The sequence below is a fragment of the Niabella hirudinis genome (assembly GCF_051201075.1).
GTDB classification, from domain to species: domain Bacteria; phylum Bacteroidota; class Bacteroidia; order Chitinophagales; family Chitinophagaceae; genus Niabella; species Niabella hirudinis.
This window is the reverse complement of the sequence record NZ_JBPEHJ010000002.1, coordinates 22,696-42,030: the sequence shown is the minus strand read 5'-3', so window position 1 is coordinate 42,030 and position 19,335 is coordinate 22,696. Positions and strand designations below refer to the sequence as shown.

Genomic DNA, 19,335 nt, shown 5'->3' with positions numbered 1-19,335 from the left:
TTATTTACAATTAATTAATGGGATCAGGGTCTCCTGTTCCCGGAATTTGTACCACCGGCATACCCACGCTGTTGATGAGTCTGCTATATTTGCTGTTGCTTATGTTTAAAAAGATCCATAGCGTACTTTTTTTTCTGCTGGCCGCGACCTCCGCAATGGCCCAGCTCCATGTAGCCAAACTGGGTGTGGAGCAGGGGCTGTCAAATGAAACCATTCGTTCTATTTATCAGGACCGGAGCGGTTTTATGTGGTTTGGAACGCTGGACGGGCTCAATCGTTTTGATGGATACACGTTCAAGATCTATCGCAATAAATTTGGAGATACCAGTTCTTTGTTAAGCGATGTTATTTATGGTATTACAGAGGACCAGGGCGGCAACCTCTGGCTGGCTACGCGCCTGGGCGTATGCCGGCTAAACCGCCTTAAAGATGATTTTACTACGGTATACTACCGGAAGGCTGGAGCGCATCAGCTTATCCGGTTAGACCGGGATGTGATTAAAACCATCCGCTGTGATGCCCGTAATAACCTGCTGATTGCTTCGGAGTTAAAGGGGCTCATGATTTGTGAAAACGCGGCAGCAACGGCCATACAGCTGCCCCTTATGGATATAACGGGGGCAATGATTGGTCAGTACGGGGTGCAGGCCATCTGTTTTGACAAGCGGGGGCGAACATTGGTTTTTGTACAGGGTAAGGGTATTTGCGTGCTGAACTACAAAAGCCGCCGTCTTGAACTGTTGAACGCAGGCGTTCAATATGTAAACAGTATGCTGCCGGATGGTGACAGTATATGGCTGGCAGGCAATGATGGCGTATATACCTATAATGCGGGCAGCAACCAGGTGCACAAATTCCTGGCGGTTGAAAATGCCCGGCTCAATGCCAATCTGGCTATGGCCCTGGAGTCGGACGGAACGCGGAATATATATATAGCCACGATGGGCGGGGGACTGAATGTGTACGATAAAATAACCCGCCGGGTACGTTATATTGTTGCGGGTGATGGGCGGGAGCAGCTTTCAAGCAGTGGCATTTATTCCCTGCTTGTGGATAAAACTTCAAGGATTTGGATCGGCACCCGGCGGGGCGGCATTAATATTATTGACCCAGGCCGGGAAAAATTTGTAACCGTCAGTCACGAGCCGGGAAATCCCAACAGCCTTTCGGGCAATTTTATTACTTCAGTTTGCGAAGCACCCAATGGCGATTTGCTGGTGGCTACGGAAGACAATGGCCTCAATGTGGTAGACACAAAAAACAACCGGATTACCTATTATAAAAATAACCCTCGCGATCCGGCATCCCTGTCAGGAAATAATGTCAATAATATCACGATTGATCATTTGGGCCATATATGGCTGGCGACCTATACGGATGGTATCTGCCGGTTTATACCTGCCAGCAGGAACTTTAAACGGTATCGGACGGTTAATGAAAAGACCGGTGTTGAAAATAAAGTGTTCAATATTTTTTACGAAGACAAGGATCATACCCTTTGGGCGGCTGCCCTGCGGCGGGGTAATTATTTTGGCGCTCTGTACCGGTATAACCGGGCAAAAGATATTTTTGAAATTTTTGATGATAAGCTCTCCGACCTGTTTTCGTTAAAGGAAGACGGCCAGGGCAATTTCTGGGGCGGTGGTCTTACGGACCTGGTAAAAATCGACCGGGTCAGTCATCGTCATCAGTATTTTTATATCGGCCAGTTTATCCGTACCATCACCGATGACGGAATGGGACATTTGTGGCTGGGTACGGAAGGGGGCGGCCTGGTACTGTTCGACAGGAAGCAGCAAAAGATCATCGCCCGCTATACCACTTCAGAGGGACTGAGCAACAACAGTATATTTTCTACCCTCCAGGATGATAGAGGCAACCTCTGGCTTGGTACGTTTAACGGCCTTTCCAAATTCAGCATAAAGGGCCGGGCATTCAAAAACTATTATCGCAGCGATGGGCTTGAAAGCGACCAGTTTCATTTTAACGCAGCAACAAAGCTGCGTTCAGGGGCCTTTATCTTTGGTGGTATACAGGGCTATAATACTTTTTTTCCGGATAGTATTGGAATCGCTGCGGGACAGGTTCCCCTCCGTTTTACGGGAATGGTGATAGATGGGAAGCCCGCGGAAAGGGTGCCCGCATATATCAGCAAAATAGATGGAAGCAATATTGCGGCCCTTGCTGTGCCTTATAATAATGCCGTTTTTTCTATCCATTTTGCGGCGCTTGAATATGCTGTTCCGGATAAAATTTCTTATGCCTATATGATGGAGGGATGGGATAAGGGGTGGAACTATTCTGGTAATGTGCGTACGGCTACTTATACCCATTTACGGGAAGGACGCTATACGTTTAGGGTGAAATGTACGGATAGCAATGGAATATGGAATAATGAAATTGCCATCCCCATACATGTATTTCCCCCCTGGTACCGGAGCTGGTGGGCCTACCTGCTGTACCTGGCTGCAATCGTTTTGATTGTTTACCGGTACCTGCGCTATCGCTCCCGGCAGGCCCAGCTGCAATATGAAGTGGACCTTCAGAAACTGAATGTTCAGAAAGAAAAAGCCGAACGGGAAAAAGGGCTGGCCGAGCTGGCCCGGGAAAAAGCCGAGCATGAAAAATATGCCGCTGAGCTGGAAACGGAACGTACTCAAAGAGCATTAGAACGATCCGAAAGGGAGACCGAAAAGGCTATTGCTGATACAGAGCGGGAAGTGAATGAGCGACGCGCTTCTTTCTTTACCAGCATCTCGCATGAGTTTCGCACACCGCTTACGCTGATCATCAATCCGGTTAAAGATATTTTGGAGCAGCGCAGCCAGTTATCGGAAAAAGAAGACCGGGAGCTGGAGATCGTTTACCGGAACGCCCGCCGTATGCTAAGCCTTACCAATCAGCTGCTGTTATTCCGGCGTGAAGAAAGCGGGCTTGACCGGGTGTACCCCACAAAGCTAAACCTGGTGGCTGTTTGCCGGGATGTGTACTTATGCTTTGTGCAACAGGCCCAGGCAAAAAATATCCGGTATCATTTCCGTTGTGATGAAGATGTGGTGGAGCTCTATGCCGATAAAGACAAGCTGGAAATCATTTTTTACAATTTATTATCCAATGCGCTGAAATATACCCCAACGGATGGTGAGGTAACGCTGCAAATCATTAATGAAGCAGATGCGGTCAATATCGGTATAGCAGATAGCGGACCGGGAATTGCCGCCGGGGCAGCGGAAAAAATATTTGAAAAGTTTTACCAGGCAAAAGAACGGGGCCAGGAAATAAAACCCGGCTTTGGTATTGGCCTGTACCTGGCACGTCAGTTTGCCGGGGCACACCAGGGATCCATTGCCTGCACCAACAGGGAGGGCGGTGGCGCCTTGTTTCGGGTACATTTATTAAAAGGCAATCGTCATTTTACTGCGGAGCAATTAGCCTGTAACGTAATGCCGGGTCAGTCGGTTTTACAGGAAATGGTCGATCATGGCGATGGAGCCGCGCCCCTGGTTTCGATGGTGACGGAAAATACCGGGGCGCTTCTGGCAAGCGAAAAACAATCGATCCTGGTCATCGATGATGACGCTGCCATCAGGGAATATTTAAGCCTGCAGTTACATGCCGGCTACCAGGTGTATGAAGCGGGCAGCGCCGAAGAAGGTATTGTTAAAGCCGAAAAGCTTTTGCCGGACCTGATCATCAGCGATATCATGATGGGGGAACTAAGCGGGATCGACCTGTGCAAAACCATTAAGGAAAATCCTGCATTGAGCCATATACCGGTAATACTGCTTACGGGAACGTCCAGCGACGCATTAAAGCTACAGGGTATACAACAGGGGGCCGATGATTATATAATGAAACCCTTTGATAAAGCGCTTCTTTTAGCCCGGGTGGGGAACCTGCTTAAAAACAGGACCAGCCTCCAACGCTATTTTTATAATGCCATTACCCTGGACAACCAGGATGTAAAGATTCCGGAAAAGTACCGCCGGTTTCTGGAGCAGTGCATTGAAGTGGTAGAGGAGCACCTCGATGACGAGGAGTTTAACAGCAAAAAGCTGGCCGTGAAATTGGGCATGAGCTATTCGGCCATTACAAAAAAAGTAAAAGCAGTCTCCGGCCAGTCGCTCAACAGTTTTATACGCTTTCTCCGGTTGCGGAAGGCGGCCCGGCTTTTTATCGATACCAGCTATAATGTAAACGAGGTGGCCACTACCGTAGGTGTTTTTGATGCACGCTATTTCCGGGAGCAGTTTAGCAAACAATTTGGGATGAATCCCTCGGAGTTTATTAAGAAATACCGGAAACCCTTTGCTAATAAATATACCGTCAACAAGGATGTATTGGGTAAAAGTGAGGAGTAAGCTATTGGACGGTAACTGATAATTTCAGGTGCCCGCCGAGCCCGTTTTGAATAATGCGTATCAATGTTGAAAGACGGATACCATTCTCAATTAGCAACCGCTTATATTCATCGTAAAACATTTCATTCTTATGATGCTCTTTTTGATTCTTGACATAATTGATGATGATATCCCTTTCTTTTATTGAATAGGTGAAGGCGCCATAGCTTTCCTGCCATCCACGAAATTCAGGAAACAGGTTGCTGCTTTTCATCCATATACTGCTGGATGCTTTTATATCCCTGATATAATCCGCAAGTGATGTTGACGGATGAAGATCTGAAAAAATATGTATATGATCTTCTATGCCGTTGATGCGATAGAGGTTACATTTTTTATTCTTTACAATCCCCCAGATGTACTTGTAAAGTTCTTCACAGTGCGCTTCTGTAATTGTTTTACGGCGATTTTTAATAGCAAAAATAATCTGGTAGAAAATTTGGCGGTAGCTCATGATGATGATTTCATAGGTTATAAAATATTGTTCTGTCCGCTCTGATTCACGTTTGATTTTCGAAAATCCAATCGGTGTTCATCACATTCGACCCCTCCGGGGCCGCATCGGCTACGCATATAGCACCCTGCGGGCACAGTTATAGAATGATCGCCCGGTACAACCCCAAAAAATGTGTCCACACGATAGGATTGATCGGGCAAAAGTGGAAAAAATAGGGTACCATTCTTACTTAAACAGCAGACCCTATTTACGTCTTGTAATCGCTTATTACGCATGTTGAACCCAAAATTCTTTAAAAACGCCCAATCTACCCTGTTTATGAAGAATTTATTATTTAAAATAATGATAATCAATTATTTGTTGTTGATTTGATAGTTGGTTCCGGCACTTACCCACACGGAACGGAGGCGAAAAATGCTAATTTACCCCCCTTTTTTTGACAATCATCCCACCATTTACCCCCCTGCGCAGCATTAGTATTGCAGGGTAAATAATTTAATCAATTATTCAATATGAAAAGAATCAAACGATTGCCCAGCAGGATCGGCCTGTTTATGGTCCTTGCCTTTCTTGTTATTGGCCCGCTTAAGGGCGTGGCGCAAACCAAAACAGTAACCGGCCTTGTTTTGGATGCATCTTCGGAAAAACCCGTTGCCGGTGCCTCTGTATTGGTCAAAGGCTCAACGGCCGGCACGCTTACCAACGCGGAAGGCCGGTTTTCGGTTGTCGTGCCCGAAAACGGGCTGCTGCTTATTTCGGCCGTTGGCTACCAGGAACTGGAGGTAGGGGCGGATGCCAGCTTAAACCGGTTATTATTATCTCCGGTTAATAAGGAACTGGACCAGGTAGTGGTGGTGGGCTATGGCAGGCAAAAGAAAGCTACGCTGACGGGAGCCGTGGAAACCATCAGCAGCAAGACCTTTGAGAGCCGGGCAGTTACCAATGTGGGACTGGCGCTGCAGGGCCAGGTACCGGGGCTGCTGGTTACAAGATCTTCTCCCCGCCCCGGAAATGAAGGCATTGCCTTTACGATCAGGGGCGCTACCTCTGTTAACGGCAGCGATCCGCTGATTGTGGTGGATGGGGTGCCCATCCTGAATGCCTATTCCTTCCAAAACATGAACCCGGACGATATCGAAAGTATATCGGTTTTAAAGGATGGCGCTTCGGCCATATACGGGTCCCGCGCTTCAAATGGCGTGATCCTGGTAACCACCAAAAGAGGGAAGGGAAAAGTAAGAGTCGACTACAGCGGTAATTTCCGCTTTACCACCAATGGAATCACCGGCTATTCCCCCTCCATGCAGGAGTATGCTACCATGTGGCTCGAGGCCAATAAAGAAGAGGCCGTGCCCAACTGGTGGGTTTGGAGTAATGAGGCCAATCTCAAAAACATGCAGCAGGGAGTGGAGGGAAAATATGACCTGTTTGGAACGGATTTCTATATTTATAATGCAGACCGGATTGCCGAAATGTTTGCCCGCCGGTATTCTTACCAGCATAATATAAGCGTATCTAACAGCGGGGAAAAGAGCGGGTACCGCCTGTCCCTGGGCTATTCGGACAACCAGGGAAACCTGGCAACGGCTTATGACGGACAAAAACAATACAACCTGCGTTTTAACCATGATTATAAGTTGTCTGACAAATTAAAGCTGGAAACCGGGGTGAGCCTGATCAATGCGGCTACCCGTACGCCTTCGGTTGGGCTCGATAATACGTTGTATGCATTTGATATGCCTTTTTACCCGGCAAAAAACCCGTTGGGCCAGTGGTTTGCCACTTTTAACGGCATCGATGGAGGCGCCATCCGGAATGCGGCGGCCATGACCAGTGCCGGCGGCCGGGACAATAAAAATTCCCTCACCGGAAGAATTGATCTGAAAGCCACTTATGAAATCTATAAAGACCTGGCGCTGGAAGGAATGGCCTCCTTGCAGAACGAACGGTTTAATGAAGAAAAATATGTGCTCCCGGTTCAGTTGTATAACTGGTATGGCGTGCCAACAGGCATTGGCTTAAATACCGGCGGGACCAGCAATACCTATTATGCGTATGCGTGGCAGGGGTATTACCAGTATTATTCAACGCTGCTGCGCTACAACAAAATATTTAAAGGCCGGCACAATGTATCGGCAGTTGCCGGCATCAATGCCGAAAAAAACACCTCGCAGTGGATCTCCGGCAACCGGGTAGGCTTCGATGATATGGGCGTGTACGATATCAGTGTGGCGTCAACAACTACGCAAACCAATGCCGGGTCCAAATCATTAAATGGCCGCTACTCCTATATTTCAAGGCTGAATTATAACTATGACGAAAAATACCTGGCGGAGCTCATCGGAAGAAGGGATGGAAACTCCCGGTTTGCCGCGGGGTATAAATTCAAGAATTTCGGATCAGCGCTCCTGGGCTGGGTATTTACCAAAGAAAAATTTATGGAAGGCACATCTGGGATATTGAACTTTGGTAAGATCCGTGCAAGCTATGGTGTTTTGGGTAATGAAGCATCTGGCCTTAGTGCATTCGACTACCTGTCTACGGTCAATATCGGAACAACGATCCTCGGATCGCCGGCCGCTCAGCAGCAATCTACCAGTTTAAATAATAATGGCCTCATCAGCTATACCCGAAGCTGGGAGCGGGTAAAGACAAAGAACATCGGAGTGGATTTAAACTTTCTGCGCAACCGGTTGACTGCAAACTTCGATTATTTTATCAAGGATAATATCGGGATGCTGGTAGATGTAACCTACCCCTCGGTATTGGGCGGAAAAGCTCCCAAAACCAATAGCGGCCGCTTCAATACCAAAGGCTGGGAAGCAGTACTGAACTGGAAAGATCATATAAAGGAGTTCTCCTACTACGTATCTGTAAACATGGGTAATACCCAAACCAGGATCAGTGGTGTGGAAGGCGCCGATAATTATGGCGCCGGGTTAAACGGGATCGTAAATGGTTACCCCTGGAAACCCTGGTTTGTGTATGCCACCGCCGGGTATTTTAAAAACCAGGCAGAAGTGGATGCCTATTATAAACAATTTGGCGGCAGTACCGACCTGGCCAACCTGCCGCAAACCAATAAAGCCGTTGCACTGCGCCCCGGGGATGTAATCAGAACAGATGTAGCCGGCACCGGCAATATCACCGCTATCGGAAACAAAAAAAGCGCGCTGATCTATGTAGGCGATGGTACCCCTCACTATACCTATGGCATGAACCTGGGCGGCTCCTGGAAGGGGGTTGACCTGGATGCTTTTTTTCAGGGACAGCTAAAGCAGCATATCATGCGTAATGGCTATATGGCCTATCCCTTTGCGGCCCTTTACACCAACCAGAACCCTTCCTTTTTGGGTAACACCTGGACGGAGGAAAATACAACGGCGCTTTACCCGCGCTTAACCGTAAGCCCGGCCCGTGCCTCCTGGAACTATGCCAACAATGATTTTATGTTGCAGAACAACCGGTATATCCGCCTGAAAACGCTGATAGTGGGTTACACCCTTCCACCGTCTTTAACACAGCGGATCAAATTGCAAAAACTGCGGGTTTATTTCTCCGGTAATGACTTGTGGGAAGCCACATCCGTCAAGGATGGCTTTGATCCGGAAATGGGTGAGGCCTCCATCAACAGCGGCTATCCCTTTGCCCGTACCTGGTCTTTTGGCATAAATGTCGGATTCTGATAGTACCTGAAAATTTAGAAACATAAAATGAGCCATAAAAATTATTGAGTAATTGATACCAAAACGATGATAATTTTTATGTCGAATTCCATCTGACCAACAAAAGTCAATAAAAATAAACAGATGAAAAAGATATATAAATACCTGTTCATAGGCGGCCTCTCATTAAGTATTGCGGCCTGCCAGAAAAACTTTATCGACCTGGAGCCCACAGCGCAGTTTACCGATGCGGTTTACTTTGCCAAAGCCAGCGATTTTAAAGCATTTGCTACCAACTTTTATAACCAGTTGCCAGGCTGGAGCTTTGGTTCTATGGATAATAATTCCGACCTGTCGGCAAACAGCAACAGCAATGGCTATGATATCGGGCATGGAACCATTGCTGCCGGCAGTACCAATTGGGATTATTCCGGCATCCGCAATTGCAATATACTACTGGGAAAAGCGGCTTCTTATACCGGCGCCGATAATATTGGTCAGTATGTTGGCGAAGCCTATTTTTTCAGGGCATTTGCCTATTTTAACCTGCTAAAAACCTTTGGGGGTGTACCCATTGTAACCACCGTGTTGGATGTGAACGCACCGGAATTGTTTGGCGCACGATCCAGCCGCTACCAGGTGGTGGCGCAGATTCTGGCAGACCTGGACCAGGCCATTGCCCAACTGCCCATTGAGCAAAATATAGCGGGTGCGGATAAAGGGCGCACCAGCAAATGGGCCGCAGCGGCGTTGAAAGCACAAGTGGAATTGTATGAAGCCACCTGGGAAAAATACGTGGGACAAAAAACAGACGGAGACGGTGCGGGTGCTGGCGCGGGCACGGCTGGCTATGATGCGGCGAATATAAATAAATACCTGGCAGATGTAGTGACGCTGTGTAAAGAGGTTATGGACAAAGGCGGCTATGAATTGTGGAACAAAAATGGCGATAGCAAAATGGACAGCCTCAGTTCTTACTACCTCTTTAACCTGGAAGATGCCGGCAGCAACCCAGGTGGTTATGATAAAACCACCAACAAGGAATTTATCCTTTATAAGGTGTTTGACTATACCTACAAACAGGCACGCCTCAATATAACATGGACTGCCTGGCAGCTGTACCCCAGCCGTAAATTTATGGACATGGTGGTTTGCAGGGATGGCCTGCCGCCCGAGAAGTCACCCTTATTCCAGGGCTATCATACCGTTAGCTCCGAATTTCAAAACCGGGACCTGCGGATGCTGAACTATCTCTATGGTACAAAAACGGCGCCCACTTCGGTTACGCTAACTTACGGCAGCCTGGGTTACAGTGGTTATAGCAATAGTAAATATGCAGTGTATGGCTATGGTTCCCGCAGGAAGGATAATGAAGAGTCGGCCAACTGGCCCATCATCCGTCTGGCCGAGGTTTATTTAATGTATGCAGAAGCGTTGTATGAACTGAACGGCAGCATCACAGACGATCAGTTGAATGCTTCCATTAATAAATTGAGGGCACGCTCTAACGTGGCGCCGCTTACCAATGGGCCTGCAACAGCCAACGGGCTGGATCTACTTACAGAAATAAGGAGAGAAAGGGCCGTGGAGCTGTACAGGGAAGGAAAGCGATTTGACGATCTGAAACGCTGGGGCATACTGGAAGCTTCCTTAAATCCCTCGCGCCTGGGAAGGGTGGTAGGCGATGCTGCTTATGCTACGCCTTTTAAAGATGCCTCTGGTAAAGCCACGGCCATCTATACGCCCGGCTCCTATGTGTATGGGGAAGAAGAAGTGACTACCCCCGCCGGAACATTAAAATGCGTGGTGGTCGACAGCTATCAGAACCACTCGGTGGCTTTAAAGCATTATCTATACCCGGTGCCTGTAAGTCAAATCCTCCTGAATAACAAATTACTTCAAAACCCCGGCTATTGATAACCCCATAAAAACATGCAGATGAAACAGTATAAATTTTATATATCCATAATGATGATCCTGGTTGCCGGCGGCCTGTTTGCGACTATTGCGGGATGTGGTAAAACAGGCCTGCGTCATTTGGGAACATGGGATGCCGGTCTTATGTCAAAAGATTCCGCAGGTATTGATACATTGGCACCTTCCGTTGCGCTCAAACATGGAGGGCTTCATACCATGGCAGATTTTGGAAGGGTAAAAGCAAAAATAGCAGCCAATGCCGAGCCCTGGATCTCGGGCTGGAATAAGCTTATTGCCAACTCTCATGCCCAGGCAGGCTATACGGCCAATCCTACCGTAAAGCTGATCCGTGGTGGCGGATCAAGAGAGGAGCCGGAAGCCGATAACTACTCCAGGGCTATGAATGATGCGGCAGCAGCTTACCAGCTGGCCCTGCGTTGGAAGATCAGCGGCGATGATACGTTTGCAACCGCCGCTATCGCTATTTTGAATGCCTGGGCGGCAACCTGCCAGCAATTGAGCGGCGACTCCAATGTGGCGCTGGGCGCGGGTTTCTATGGCTACCAGTTTGCGCTGGCGGCGGAGTTGCTAAGAGACTTTAATGGATGGGTGGCAGCAGATTTTAAGAAATTTAAGGATTGGATGGTGAATGTTTTTTACCCGGTAAACTATAGCTTCCTGAGCGGTCATTTCGGCAGCTGCCCCACCAATGGGTATGCCAACTGGGATCTGGCAAATCTTGCTTCCATGATGGCGATTGGAATATTGACAGACAACCGGTCGATGTATAACTATTGCATCAACTACCTGCAGAAAGGTAAGGGAAACGGCAACTGGTATACGGCCATCAATTATGTTTTTGACGGCGCGGATGCCGGGCTGGCCCAGCTGCAGGAGAGCGGCCGGGACCAGGGACATGCCACATTGTGTATCGCATTGATGGGGGTTATAGCCCAGCTTGCCTGGAACCAGGGCGATGATTTTTATAGCCTGGATGATAACCGGCTTTTGAAAGCATGCGAGTATACGGCTAAGTACAATGTTGCATCTCTGGATGTTCCGTATCATTCCTATACCCGCATTTATGGCGCCAACTGCGCTTCCACAGAAGTGCATTCTGTTATCAGCAGCAGCGGCCGGGGTACCGTCAGGCCCATGTGGTCGATACCCTACTTCCACTACAACAAAGTAAAGAAGCTAACGGCAAAGTATACAGCAATGGGAGTACAATCAACCCTGCCCGAAGGTGGTGGTGGCGACTATGGCCCCAACAGCGGCGGCTTTGATCAGCTGGGCTTTGGCACGCTGATGTTCACGCTCGATTAAAATGGATGATCCAATAAAATATAAACAGATGAAAAGATATAATACAATACAGACCGCAATGTGGAGCCTGCTGGCCACCATGCTGATCGGCTTTGCTTCCTGTGAAAAGGGCCCCAATTTCAGGGAGTTTTATTATCCTGCCCCGGAGGTAGAAGACTTCTTTCCCAAACAGGGATATGCAGGCAGCGATATTACGATTAACGGGGCCGATTTTGGTACCCTTACCAAAGCCATTAAAGTATATTTTGGCGGGGTGCCGGCCGATACGGTGCGTAGTGTGGAGGATCATAAGATTGTGGTGAAAGCGCCTGCCAATGGGGTTTCCGGGGTTATTACGGTTGAATATTTTGGAAAAAAAGATACATCTGCCACTGCATTTACCTTCCTGCCTTCGGCAAGGTTTATTGGGCTGAGTGCAGATAAAGCCATGAAAGGCGATGAGCTGACGATTACCGGGGAAAATTTCGGAGCAGCAATTTCTAAAGTACAGGTATTTATCGGTGCCAATGAAGCCCAGGTGAATTCGGTTGAACCAACCCGGATCAAATTTACGGTACCGGATGTCGCTTCAGGCACGGTATACTTAGTGGTGGATGGTCAGCGTCTTGCCGGTTCCTACTTGCTGGTAGGCATAGAAAAGCTGGCAGCCACATTGATCGGGCATTCCGGCTCCTGGTCCAATAACCCCGCCAATACCATTGCCGCTGCGGTAGACGGGGATCTGGGCACTTATGTAGATGCCGCCACCGCAAGTGGGTATGTGGGTTATGATATGGGGGCAGGAAAAGCGGCCCTGCTGTCTTCGGTGCGTTTTGCTCCGCGGAATACGTTTGGATCAAGAATGGCAGGTGGAGAAATAAGAGGCGCCAATGATCCAACACTTTTCGATGCCGTTACCCTTTATAAGATCACCACAGCGCCGGCCAGCGGTGTTTATACGGAAGCCGCCATCACCACAACAGAAACCTACCGGTATATTTATTATTATGCCCCATCAGGCAACTGCAATATTGCGGAGATTGAGTTTTATGGTACCGCAGTAGATAAGGTAAACCCCGTGGGCAAATATATATGGGAGTTTAATACCGCCGGTGATAATGACGGCTGGACGCCCCAGCAGTCCGCATCCTGGACGGTTTCCGGAGGTGCTTTGAATGTAACCTTTCCCCAAACCTCGGGAAATAAAAGAGCCGACCTGGCGCAGAAAGGGGTACTGCCGGTAGTGGTACATACCGGAACCTTCCCGGTTATCGCCATAAAAATGATGGGCAAACCGGACGGGGCACGCATCACTTTTGATACCAACCTGGGTTCGTTTGGTAATGGTTATAATAAATATGCTACGGACTATGCTACGCAAAACGTATACTATTGGGATATGTCCGCATTAAGCGTTGGTGCCGGCGCTCCAAAACCCAATGAACAGCTCAGCTTTACCACCTTCCAGTTTAAGATAGCCGATATCCCACAGGCGGACCCGGCATTGGGTTACAAAGTAGAGTGGATCCGGACATTTGAGAGTAAGGAAAAACTGGCAGCCTTCCTGGGACTGTAACGGGAATGCACCCGGTGAAAACAGTATCGGATAATAAGTAATAAAATTGAATGAATGAAGCGTATATTCCTGTGGAGTTTGGGTTGTCTTTTTTTTAATACCTGTAAAACCAGTGCACCGGGTTTCGATGTGGACCGGCAGCTCCGTTACTGTTTGGAGCAGGCCTCAAAAACCCTGAGCCAGGCAACGGACAGTGCGCAGATGCCCCGCAGTATCGACAGCGGTCGGCAAAGCTGGCGGTGGGTGGGCTACCGGGATTGGACCAGCGGATTTTGGCCGGGCATATTGTGGTATGCCTATGATTACTCAAAGGCTGCAAAATGGAAGGCGGACGCGGAACGGTTTTCTGCTGCTTTATTTCCGCTGGTTGATTCAACGGCCATTGATCACGATATCGGGTTTCAGCTGTATTGCAGTGCCGGCAACGCTTACCGGCTTACAAGGGACAATATCTATAAGCAGGTACTGCTGCGGGGCGCGGATTCACTGGCAACCCTTTTTAATCCGAAAGTAGGCACGCTTTTGTCATGGCCTCGGGTGGTGCCGGGCGTAGACTGGCCGTTGCGACACAATACCATTATGGACAATATGATCAACCTGGAGCTGTTATTCTGGGCTTCAAAAAATGGCGGGGCAAACTATTTATATGATATTGCGGTGAGCCATGCCCTTATAACCATGAAGAACCAGTTCCGGCCGGATTATACATCGTGTCATGTAGTAGTATATGATACGGCAACCGGTCAAAAAGTAAAAGCGATAACCCACCAGGGATATAGCAACAGCAGTATGTGGGCCCGCGGGCAGGCATGGGCTATTTATGGTTATACCATGGTGTACCGGGAAACAAAGGATCCGCGCTTTCTTGATTTTGCACAAAAGGTAACAGATGTTTACCTGCAAAAGCTGCCGCCCGATTTGATTCCGTACTGGGACTTTAATGACCCCGCTATCCCCCGCGCGCCGCGCGATGCATCGGCTGCGGCCATAGTGGCTTCCGCCCTGCTGGAGCTTTCCACACTGGTGTCTGATAAAGCAAAAGGCGAAGTATATAGAGAAAAATCCATCGATATGCTAAAGGAGTTATCTGCGGTAACTTATCAGAGCGGCCCGGCCAACAGCGCCTTTTTGCTGCACAGTACGGGCCATAAGCCCAATGGAGGAGAAATCGATGCATCAATCATTTATGCAGATTATTATTACATTGAAGCTTTGTTGCGGTTAAAGCATTTATTGGATCAGTCAAAATAGGCGGTTATGAATCAAATAAAGAAACTGTTGGCGGTAGTTTTATGGGTGTGCACCTACACACTGCAGGCACAGGAGTTGGTGGTATATCCGGCGCCACCCAACGCGTCTGAATCCCTGGGCAATAAGGACTTTATCGTAAAGGTAAGAAAGCCGGGTGGGGCCTGGCAGGATCTGTATGTTTATAATGTAAAGGTGGACGAAATGCGCGGCACCATCCATAATGTACAAAACGCATCGCTGTGCAGTTTCGATTTTTCAGGAACAGTGGAGGTGGCGGTAACCCATAACAGGGGCCGGATCGAAACTGCACGTATCCGGCCGCTTTCCTTTAACATACCTTACGCCGTAAGCGGCCATACGCTTTATTTTAAACTGGACAAGCCCCGTAACCTGTCGGTTGAGATCAATGGCGATCTTTTTCATAACCTGCACCTGTTTGCCAACCCCCCTGAAGATTTTAAAGTGGATAAAAACGATCCGGACCTGATTTATTTTGGTCCCGGCATTCACCAGCTTCCGGGAGGAAGGCTAAAAATCCCCTCCGGTAAAACCGTGTATGTGGCCGGGGGCGCCGTGCTTATGGGACAGTTATTGGTAAGCCACGCGCGTGATGTAAAGATCATGGGGCGCGGCATTGTCGATTTTTCCATAAAAGAAGGTGTTAAGATCGCCTTTTCAAAAAATGTTTTGGTGGAAGGACTATGCTTTACACAATGTCCTACGGGCGGCTCCGACAGTGTTATCATCCGCAACGTAAAAAGTATCAGCTATTATGGCTGGGGCGATGGGCTGAACGTGTTTGCAAGCAACAATGTGTTGTTTGATGGGGTATTTTGCCGCAATTCGGATGATTGTACCACGGTGTATGCAACCCGCAAGGACTACACCGGCGGCTGTAAAAATATCAGGATGCAGCATTCAATATTGTGGGCCGATGTGGCGCATCCCATCCTCATCGGCACACACGGCAACAGCCCGGCACCCGAAGTGATAGAGGATTTAAAATACAGCGATATCGATATACTGGATCATAACGAATTGCAGGTGGATTATCAGGGATGTATGAGCATCAATACCGGCGATAATAACCTGGTAAGAAATGTTTTGTTCCAGGATATAAGGGTGGAGAACTTCCGGAGGGGACAACTGGTCAACCTGCGGGTATTTTATAATAAAAAGTATTGCACAGCCCCGGGGCGTAACATTGAAGGGATCACCTTTAGAAATATTACCTATAACGGCAGCGGTTCCGAATTGTCGGTGATTGCCGGTTACGATAGTACGAGGCAGATCCGGAATATTATCTTTGAGAACCTGGTGATAAACGGCGTTAAAATCACCGATACGATGAAGGGGAAGCCCGGCTGGTATAAAACATCCGACATGGCCCGTTTTTTTGTGGGGGAGCATGTCGCCAACATTCAGTTTAAATAGTTATGATGCATTTTTTCAGATCCCTGGTATTTATAGTGATGGCCATGATACAGGCAATGGCTGCACAAGCGGCCGGTAGGGTTTATACGGCAACATCGCCGGATGGTTACTATGTATTTCAATGTTACCAGAAACCTGCTACGGATACAACTTCCGCTTTATACTATACTTTAAGCTACAAGAACGTTAAGATTATTGATGAGTCGCTGATGGAGCTCCGGTTAGATAACCATCTGTCCGAACAGGCTATGGCGCTTAAGGTAGACCGGCGGACACGATGGTTCGATAAACTGCAGATCACCGGGGTTGATTCGGTCCGCGTTAACAGCGGCTGGACGCCGGTGTATGGAGAACAAAGCAGGATCAGGGATCATTACCGGGCCCTAACGGTGCACCTGGTAAAAGAGGATAACCCAATCTATAAAATGGATCTGCAGGTGCGGGTTTACAATGAAGGGGCGGCTTTCCGTTTCTTTTTTCCTGAAAATGAAAAAGGAACCTATTACCGGGTAATAGCCGAAAATACGGAGTTTGCCTTACCTGCGGGCACAAGGGCCTGGCACCACTCCTGGGCACAGGCACCGTATAAACTGATGTCTCTCTCCGGTTGGCCGGGTGAAAGCGAGCGGCCTTTAACATTAGAGTTGCCCAATGGCTGGTATGCCTGCCTGGCCGAAGCACAAATGGTGGACTATGCCCGTACCAAATTTAAACTAAGCCTCAGTAAGCCCAATACAATTGTGACCTCTATGTATACCCCGGCAGACCTGATCTCTCCGTTTGCCACACCCTGGCGGGTCATTATGATAGCAGCGGAAGCAGGCCAGCTTATACAAAACAATGCGTTGCTTTTAAACCTGAATGAACCGTCGAAGATCAACAACCCGGATTGGATAAAACCCGGCAAGATCATGCGGGTAATGACACAAACCACGAAGGATGCACTGGAGAATATTGATTTTGCCGCCAGACAGGGTTTGCAATACATATTGTTCGACTGGAAATGGTACGGGCCGGCGTTCAGTTTTTCTTCTGATGCCACAAAAGTGGCCATCCCCGATTTTGATCTGCCGGCGATTATAAGATATGGAAAAGAAAAAGGCATTGGAGTTTGGCTGTATGTGAACCAGCAGGCCCTGCTGGCGCAATCCGATTCGTTGTTTAAGGTATATCACAACTGGGGTGTTAGAGGCGTAAAATTTGGATTTGTACAGGTGGGCTCGCATCGCTGGACCACCTGGATCGAAGACATGTTTCGCAAGGCGGCCGAAAACCAGGTCATGCTGAATGTGCATGACGACTGGCGGCCTACGGGCGAACAAAGGACCTGGCCCAACCTGATGACCGCAGAAGGGATCCGGGGAAACGAGGAAATGCCGGATGCCACACATAACACGATTTTGCCTTTTACAAGATTCATGGCCGGTGCAGCCGATTATACCATCTGTTACTATGATAAAAGGATCCGGACCACGCATGCGCACCAGCTGGCCCTGGCGGCCATCTATTATAGCCCTATCCAAACCCTGTTCTGGTATGATAAACCCGGGATGAGCAACAACGAGCCGGAGCTGGAATTCTGGAAGGCGATACCCACAACCTGGGATGAAACCTACGTAATACAAGGCAGGCCCGGCGCCTTTATAACAACGGCCAGGAGAAGCGGCAGCAGCTGGTTTATAGGTGCCATTACCAATAATGAAGCCCGGCAGCTACGGATCAATTTTTCATTTTTGCCCAAAAATAAAAGATACCAGGCGGTCATTTATAGCGATGATGATACCGCGCCTACAAAAACAAAAGTGGGAATCCGGAAAACTGTAATAACTTCAAAGACCGTTTTGGATGCCCGTCTTAAGCCTTCAGGCGGACAAGCCATCTGGTTAACGCAGCAATAATAGTCATAAAAAAATAATACGATGCAGATCAACGACACTCCCGGCCTGGTTGCAAAAAGGAAGATCAATCTTTTTGGAATTTCTGTAATAGCGGCATTGGCCGGATTTATTTTTGGTTTTGATACGGTAGTGATCTCCGGAGCCAATCAGCCCATCAAGGATCTTTGGCATACCACGGATATCTCGCCCTGGTTTCACGGTGTTTTTATTATGTCGATGGCCTTATGGGGTACGGTTTTAGGAGCCGTATTCGGCGGCCGGCCAACCGAACGCTATGGCCGGAAAAAAGTATTGTTGTGGATCGGTATTTTTTTTAGTATTTCGGCTATTGGTTCTGCGCTGGCACAGGATCCTTATACCTTTTCTTTTTTCCGGTTTATTGGTGGTGTGGGAATAGGAGTGTCCTCCGTAGCGGCGCCCACTTATATCTCCGAAATTTCCACACCGCAAACAAGGGGTCGCCTCGGCGCCATGTACCAGTTCAATATTGTATTTGGGATCCTGATCGCCTATTTATCCAACTATTTTTTACAGGGCGTTGGAGGGGTTAATGACTGGCGCTGGATGCTGGGCGTGATGGCGGTTCCTGCTATCCTGTACACCGTATTGGTTTTTAGTATTCCTGAAAGCCCGCGCTGGCTGGTGGCGCGTAAGAAAGATGATGCGCAGGCAGGCGACATACTGGAGCGGCTGGGAGTATCCGATGCGGCAGCGGCAGTTAAAGAGATAAAAGAAAATGCAGCGCAGGAAATGGCTGCCGGGCGCACCGGCTTCTTTAGCAAAAAATATAGCCGCATCATCTGGTTGGCCTTCTTTGTTGCTTTTTTTAATCAGTGGTCGGGTATTAATTTTATTTTGTACTATGCCCCCGAGATCCTTGAACGGGCTGGCCTGGCTTCAAAAGAATCGCTGCTCAATTCCATTGCCATCGGCGGCACCAACCTGGTATTTACTTTTGTAGGATTGTATCTTATCGATCGTATCGGTCGCAAAACCCTGCTAATACTGGGTTCTGTAGGATATATAGTAAGTCTTTCAATGGTAGCCTATGCCTTTTATATACATGCTACCCCCGCATTTCTTTTATCCTCGCTTTTATTATTTATTGCAGCGCATGCCATCGGTCAGGGTGCCGTCATCTGGGTGTTTATTTCGGAGATCTTTCCCAATCGTATCCGGGCGCTGGGGCAGTCCTTTGGAGCCAGTACGCACTGGGTATTTGCGGCCATTATTACGTTGATCGTCCCGGTTTTTCTTGATGCAAAAAACGGGATATTCAAAGATAATCCCTGGCCCATTTTTGCATTCTTTGCTTTTATGATGCTCCTGCAGCTGGTGTGGGTGCTGGCTAAAGTGCCGGAAACAAAAGGCGTTTCGCTGGAGGATCTTGAAAAGAGGCTGGTGGAAGAGCAGCCGGGAAAATAGATTGATA

Annotated in this window: 10 protein-coding genes; 9 read left to right on the top strand and 1 reads right to left on the bottom strand. The window is 48.3% G+C overall.

The window, feature by feature from the left end; all coding sequences use genetic code 11:
• The first annotated feature begins 101 nt into the window (after window positions 1-101).
• On the top strand, window positions 102-4,361 hold the full coding sequence (locus GGU45_RS03525) for a hybrid sensor histidine kinase/response regulator transcription factor (RefSeq protein ID WP_435222072.1): 4,260 nt from the start codon (window positions 102-104) through the stop codon (window positions 4,359-4,361).
• A 1-nt stretch (window position 4,362) separates the two neighbouring features.
• Here GGU45_RS03525 and tnpA read toward each other — a convergent pair whose 3' ends face one another.
• Entirely contained in the window at window positions 4,363-4,854 is a 492-nt protein-coding gene (tnpA, locus tag GGU45_RS03520) for an IS200/IS605 family transposase (protein ID WP_435222070.1), read from the bottom strand.
• A 515-nt stretch (window positions 4,855-5,369) separates the two neighbouring features.
• On the opposite strand from tnpA, the gene GGU45_RS03515 reads away from it, so the two are divergent.
• The 8 genes from GGU45_RS03515 to GGU45_RS03480 all read left to right on the top strand — a co-directional run bounded on the left by GGU45_RS03515 (window position 5,370) and on the right by GGU45_RS03480 (window position 19,328).
• On the top strand, window positions 5,370-8,543 hold the full coding sequence (locus GGU45_RS03515; RefSeq protein WP_435222068.1) for a SusC/RagA family TonB-linked outer membrane protein: 3,174 nt from the start codon (window positions 5,370-5,372) through the stop codon (window positions 8,541-8,543).
• Between the two features lie 123 nt (window positions 8,544-8,666).
• Window positions 8,667-10,439 carry a RagB/SusD family nutrient uptake outer membrane protein gene (locus GGU45_RS03510; RefSeq protein ID WP_435222066.1) on the top strand — a complete coding sequence of 591 codons (1,773 nt, stop codon included), beginning with the start codon at window positions 8,667-8,669 and terminating at the stop codon, window positions 10,437-10,439.
• Window positions 10,440-10,460: 21 nt separating this feature from the next.
• The gene (locus tag GGU45_RS03505; protein ID WP_435222064.1) at window positions 10,461-11,765 is read left to right on the top strand and encodes an alginate lyase family protein; all 1,305 of its coding nucleotides are present in this window, start codon (window positions 10,461-10,463) and stop codon (window positions 11,763-11,765) included.
• 28 nt (window positions 11,766-11,793) lie between these two features.
• Window positions 11,794-13,320 carry a DUF4979 domain-containing protein gene (locus GGU45_RS03500; RefSeq protein ID WP_435222062.1) on the top strand — a complete coding sequence of 509 codons (1,527 nt, stop codon included), beginning with the start codon at window positions 11,794-11,796 and terminating at the stop codon, window positions 13,318-13,320.
• Between the two features lie 54 nt (window positions 13,321-13,374).
• Window positions 13,375-14,571: a glycoside hydrolase family 88 protein gene (locus GGU45_RS03495; RefSeq protein ID WP_435222060.1), complete on the top strand. Its 1,197-nt coding sequence runs from the start codon at window positions 13,375-13,377 to the stop codon at window positions 14,569-14,571.
• Between the two features lie 6 nt (window positions 14,572-14,577).
• Complete coding sequence (locus GGU45_RS03490) at window positions 14,578-16,005, top strand: glycosyl hydrolase family 28 protein (RefSeq protein ID WP_435222058.1); 1,428 nt, start codon at window positions 14,578-14,580, stop codon at window positions 16,003-16,005.
• A 2-nt stretch (window positions 16,006-16,007) separates the two neighbouring features.
• Window positions 16,008-17,903 (top strand): glycoside hydrolase family 97 protein, encoded by a 1,896-nt coding sequence (locus GGU45_RS03485; RefSeq protein ID WP_435222056.1) that lies wholly within the window; start codon window positions 16,008-16,010, stop codon window positions 17,901-17,903.
• Between the two features lie 21 nt (window positions 17,904-17,924).
• Entirely contained in the window at window positions 17,925-19,328 is a 1,404-nt protein-coding gene (locus GGU45_RS03480; RefSeq protein ID WP_435222054.1) for a sugar porter family MFS transporter, read from the top strand.
• Window positions 19,329-19,335: the final 7 nt, after the last annotated feature.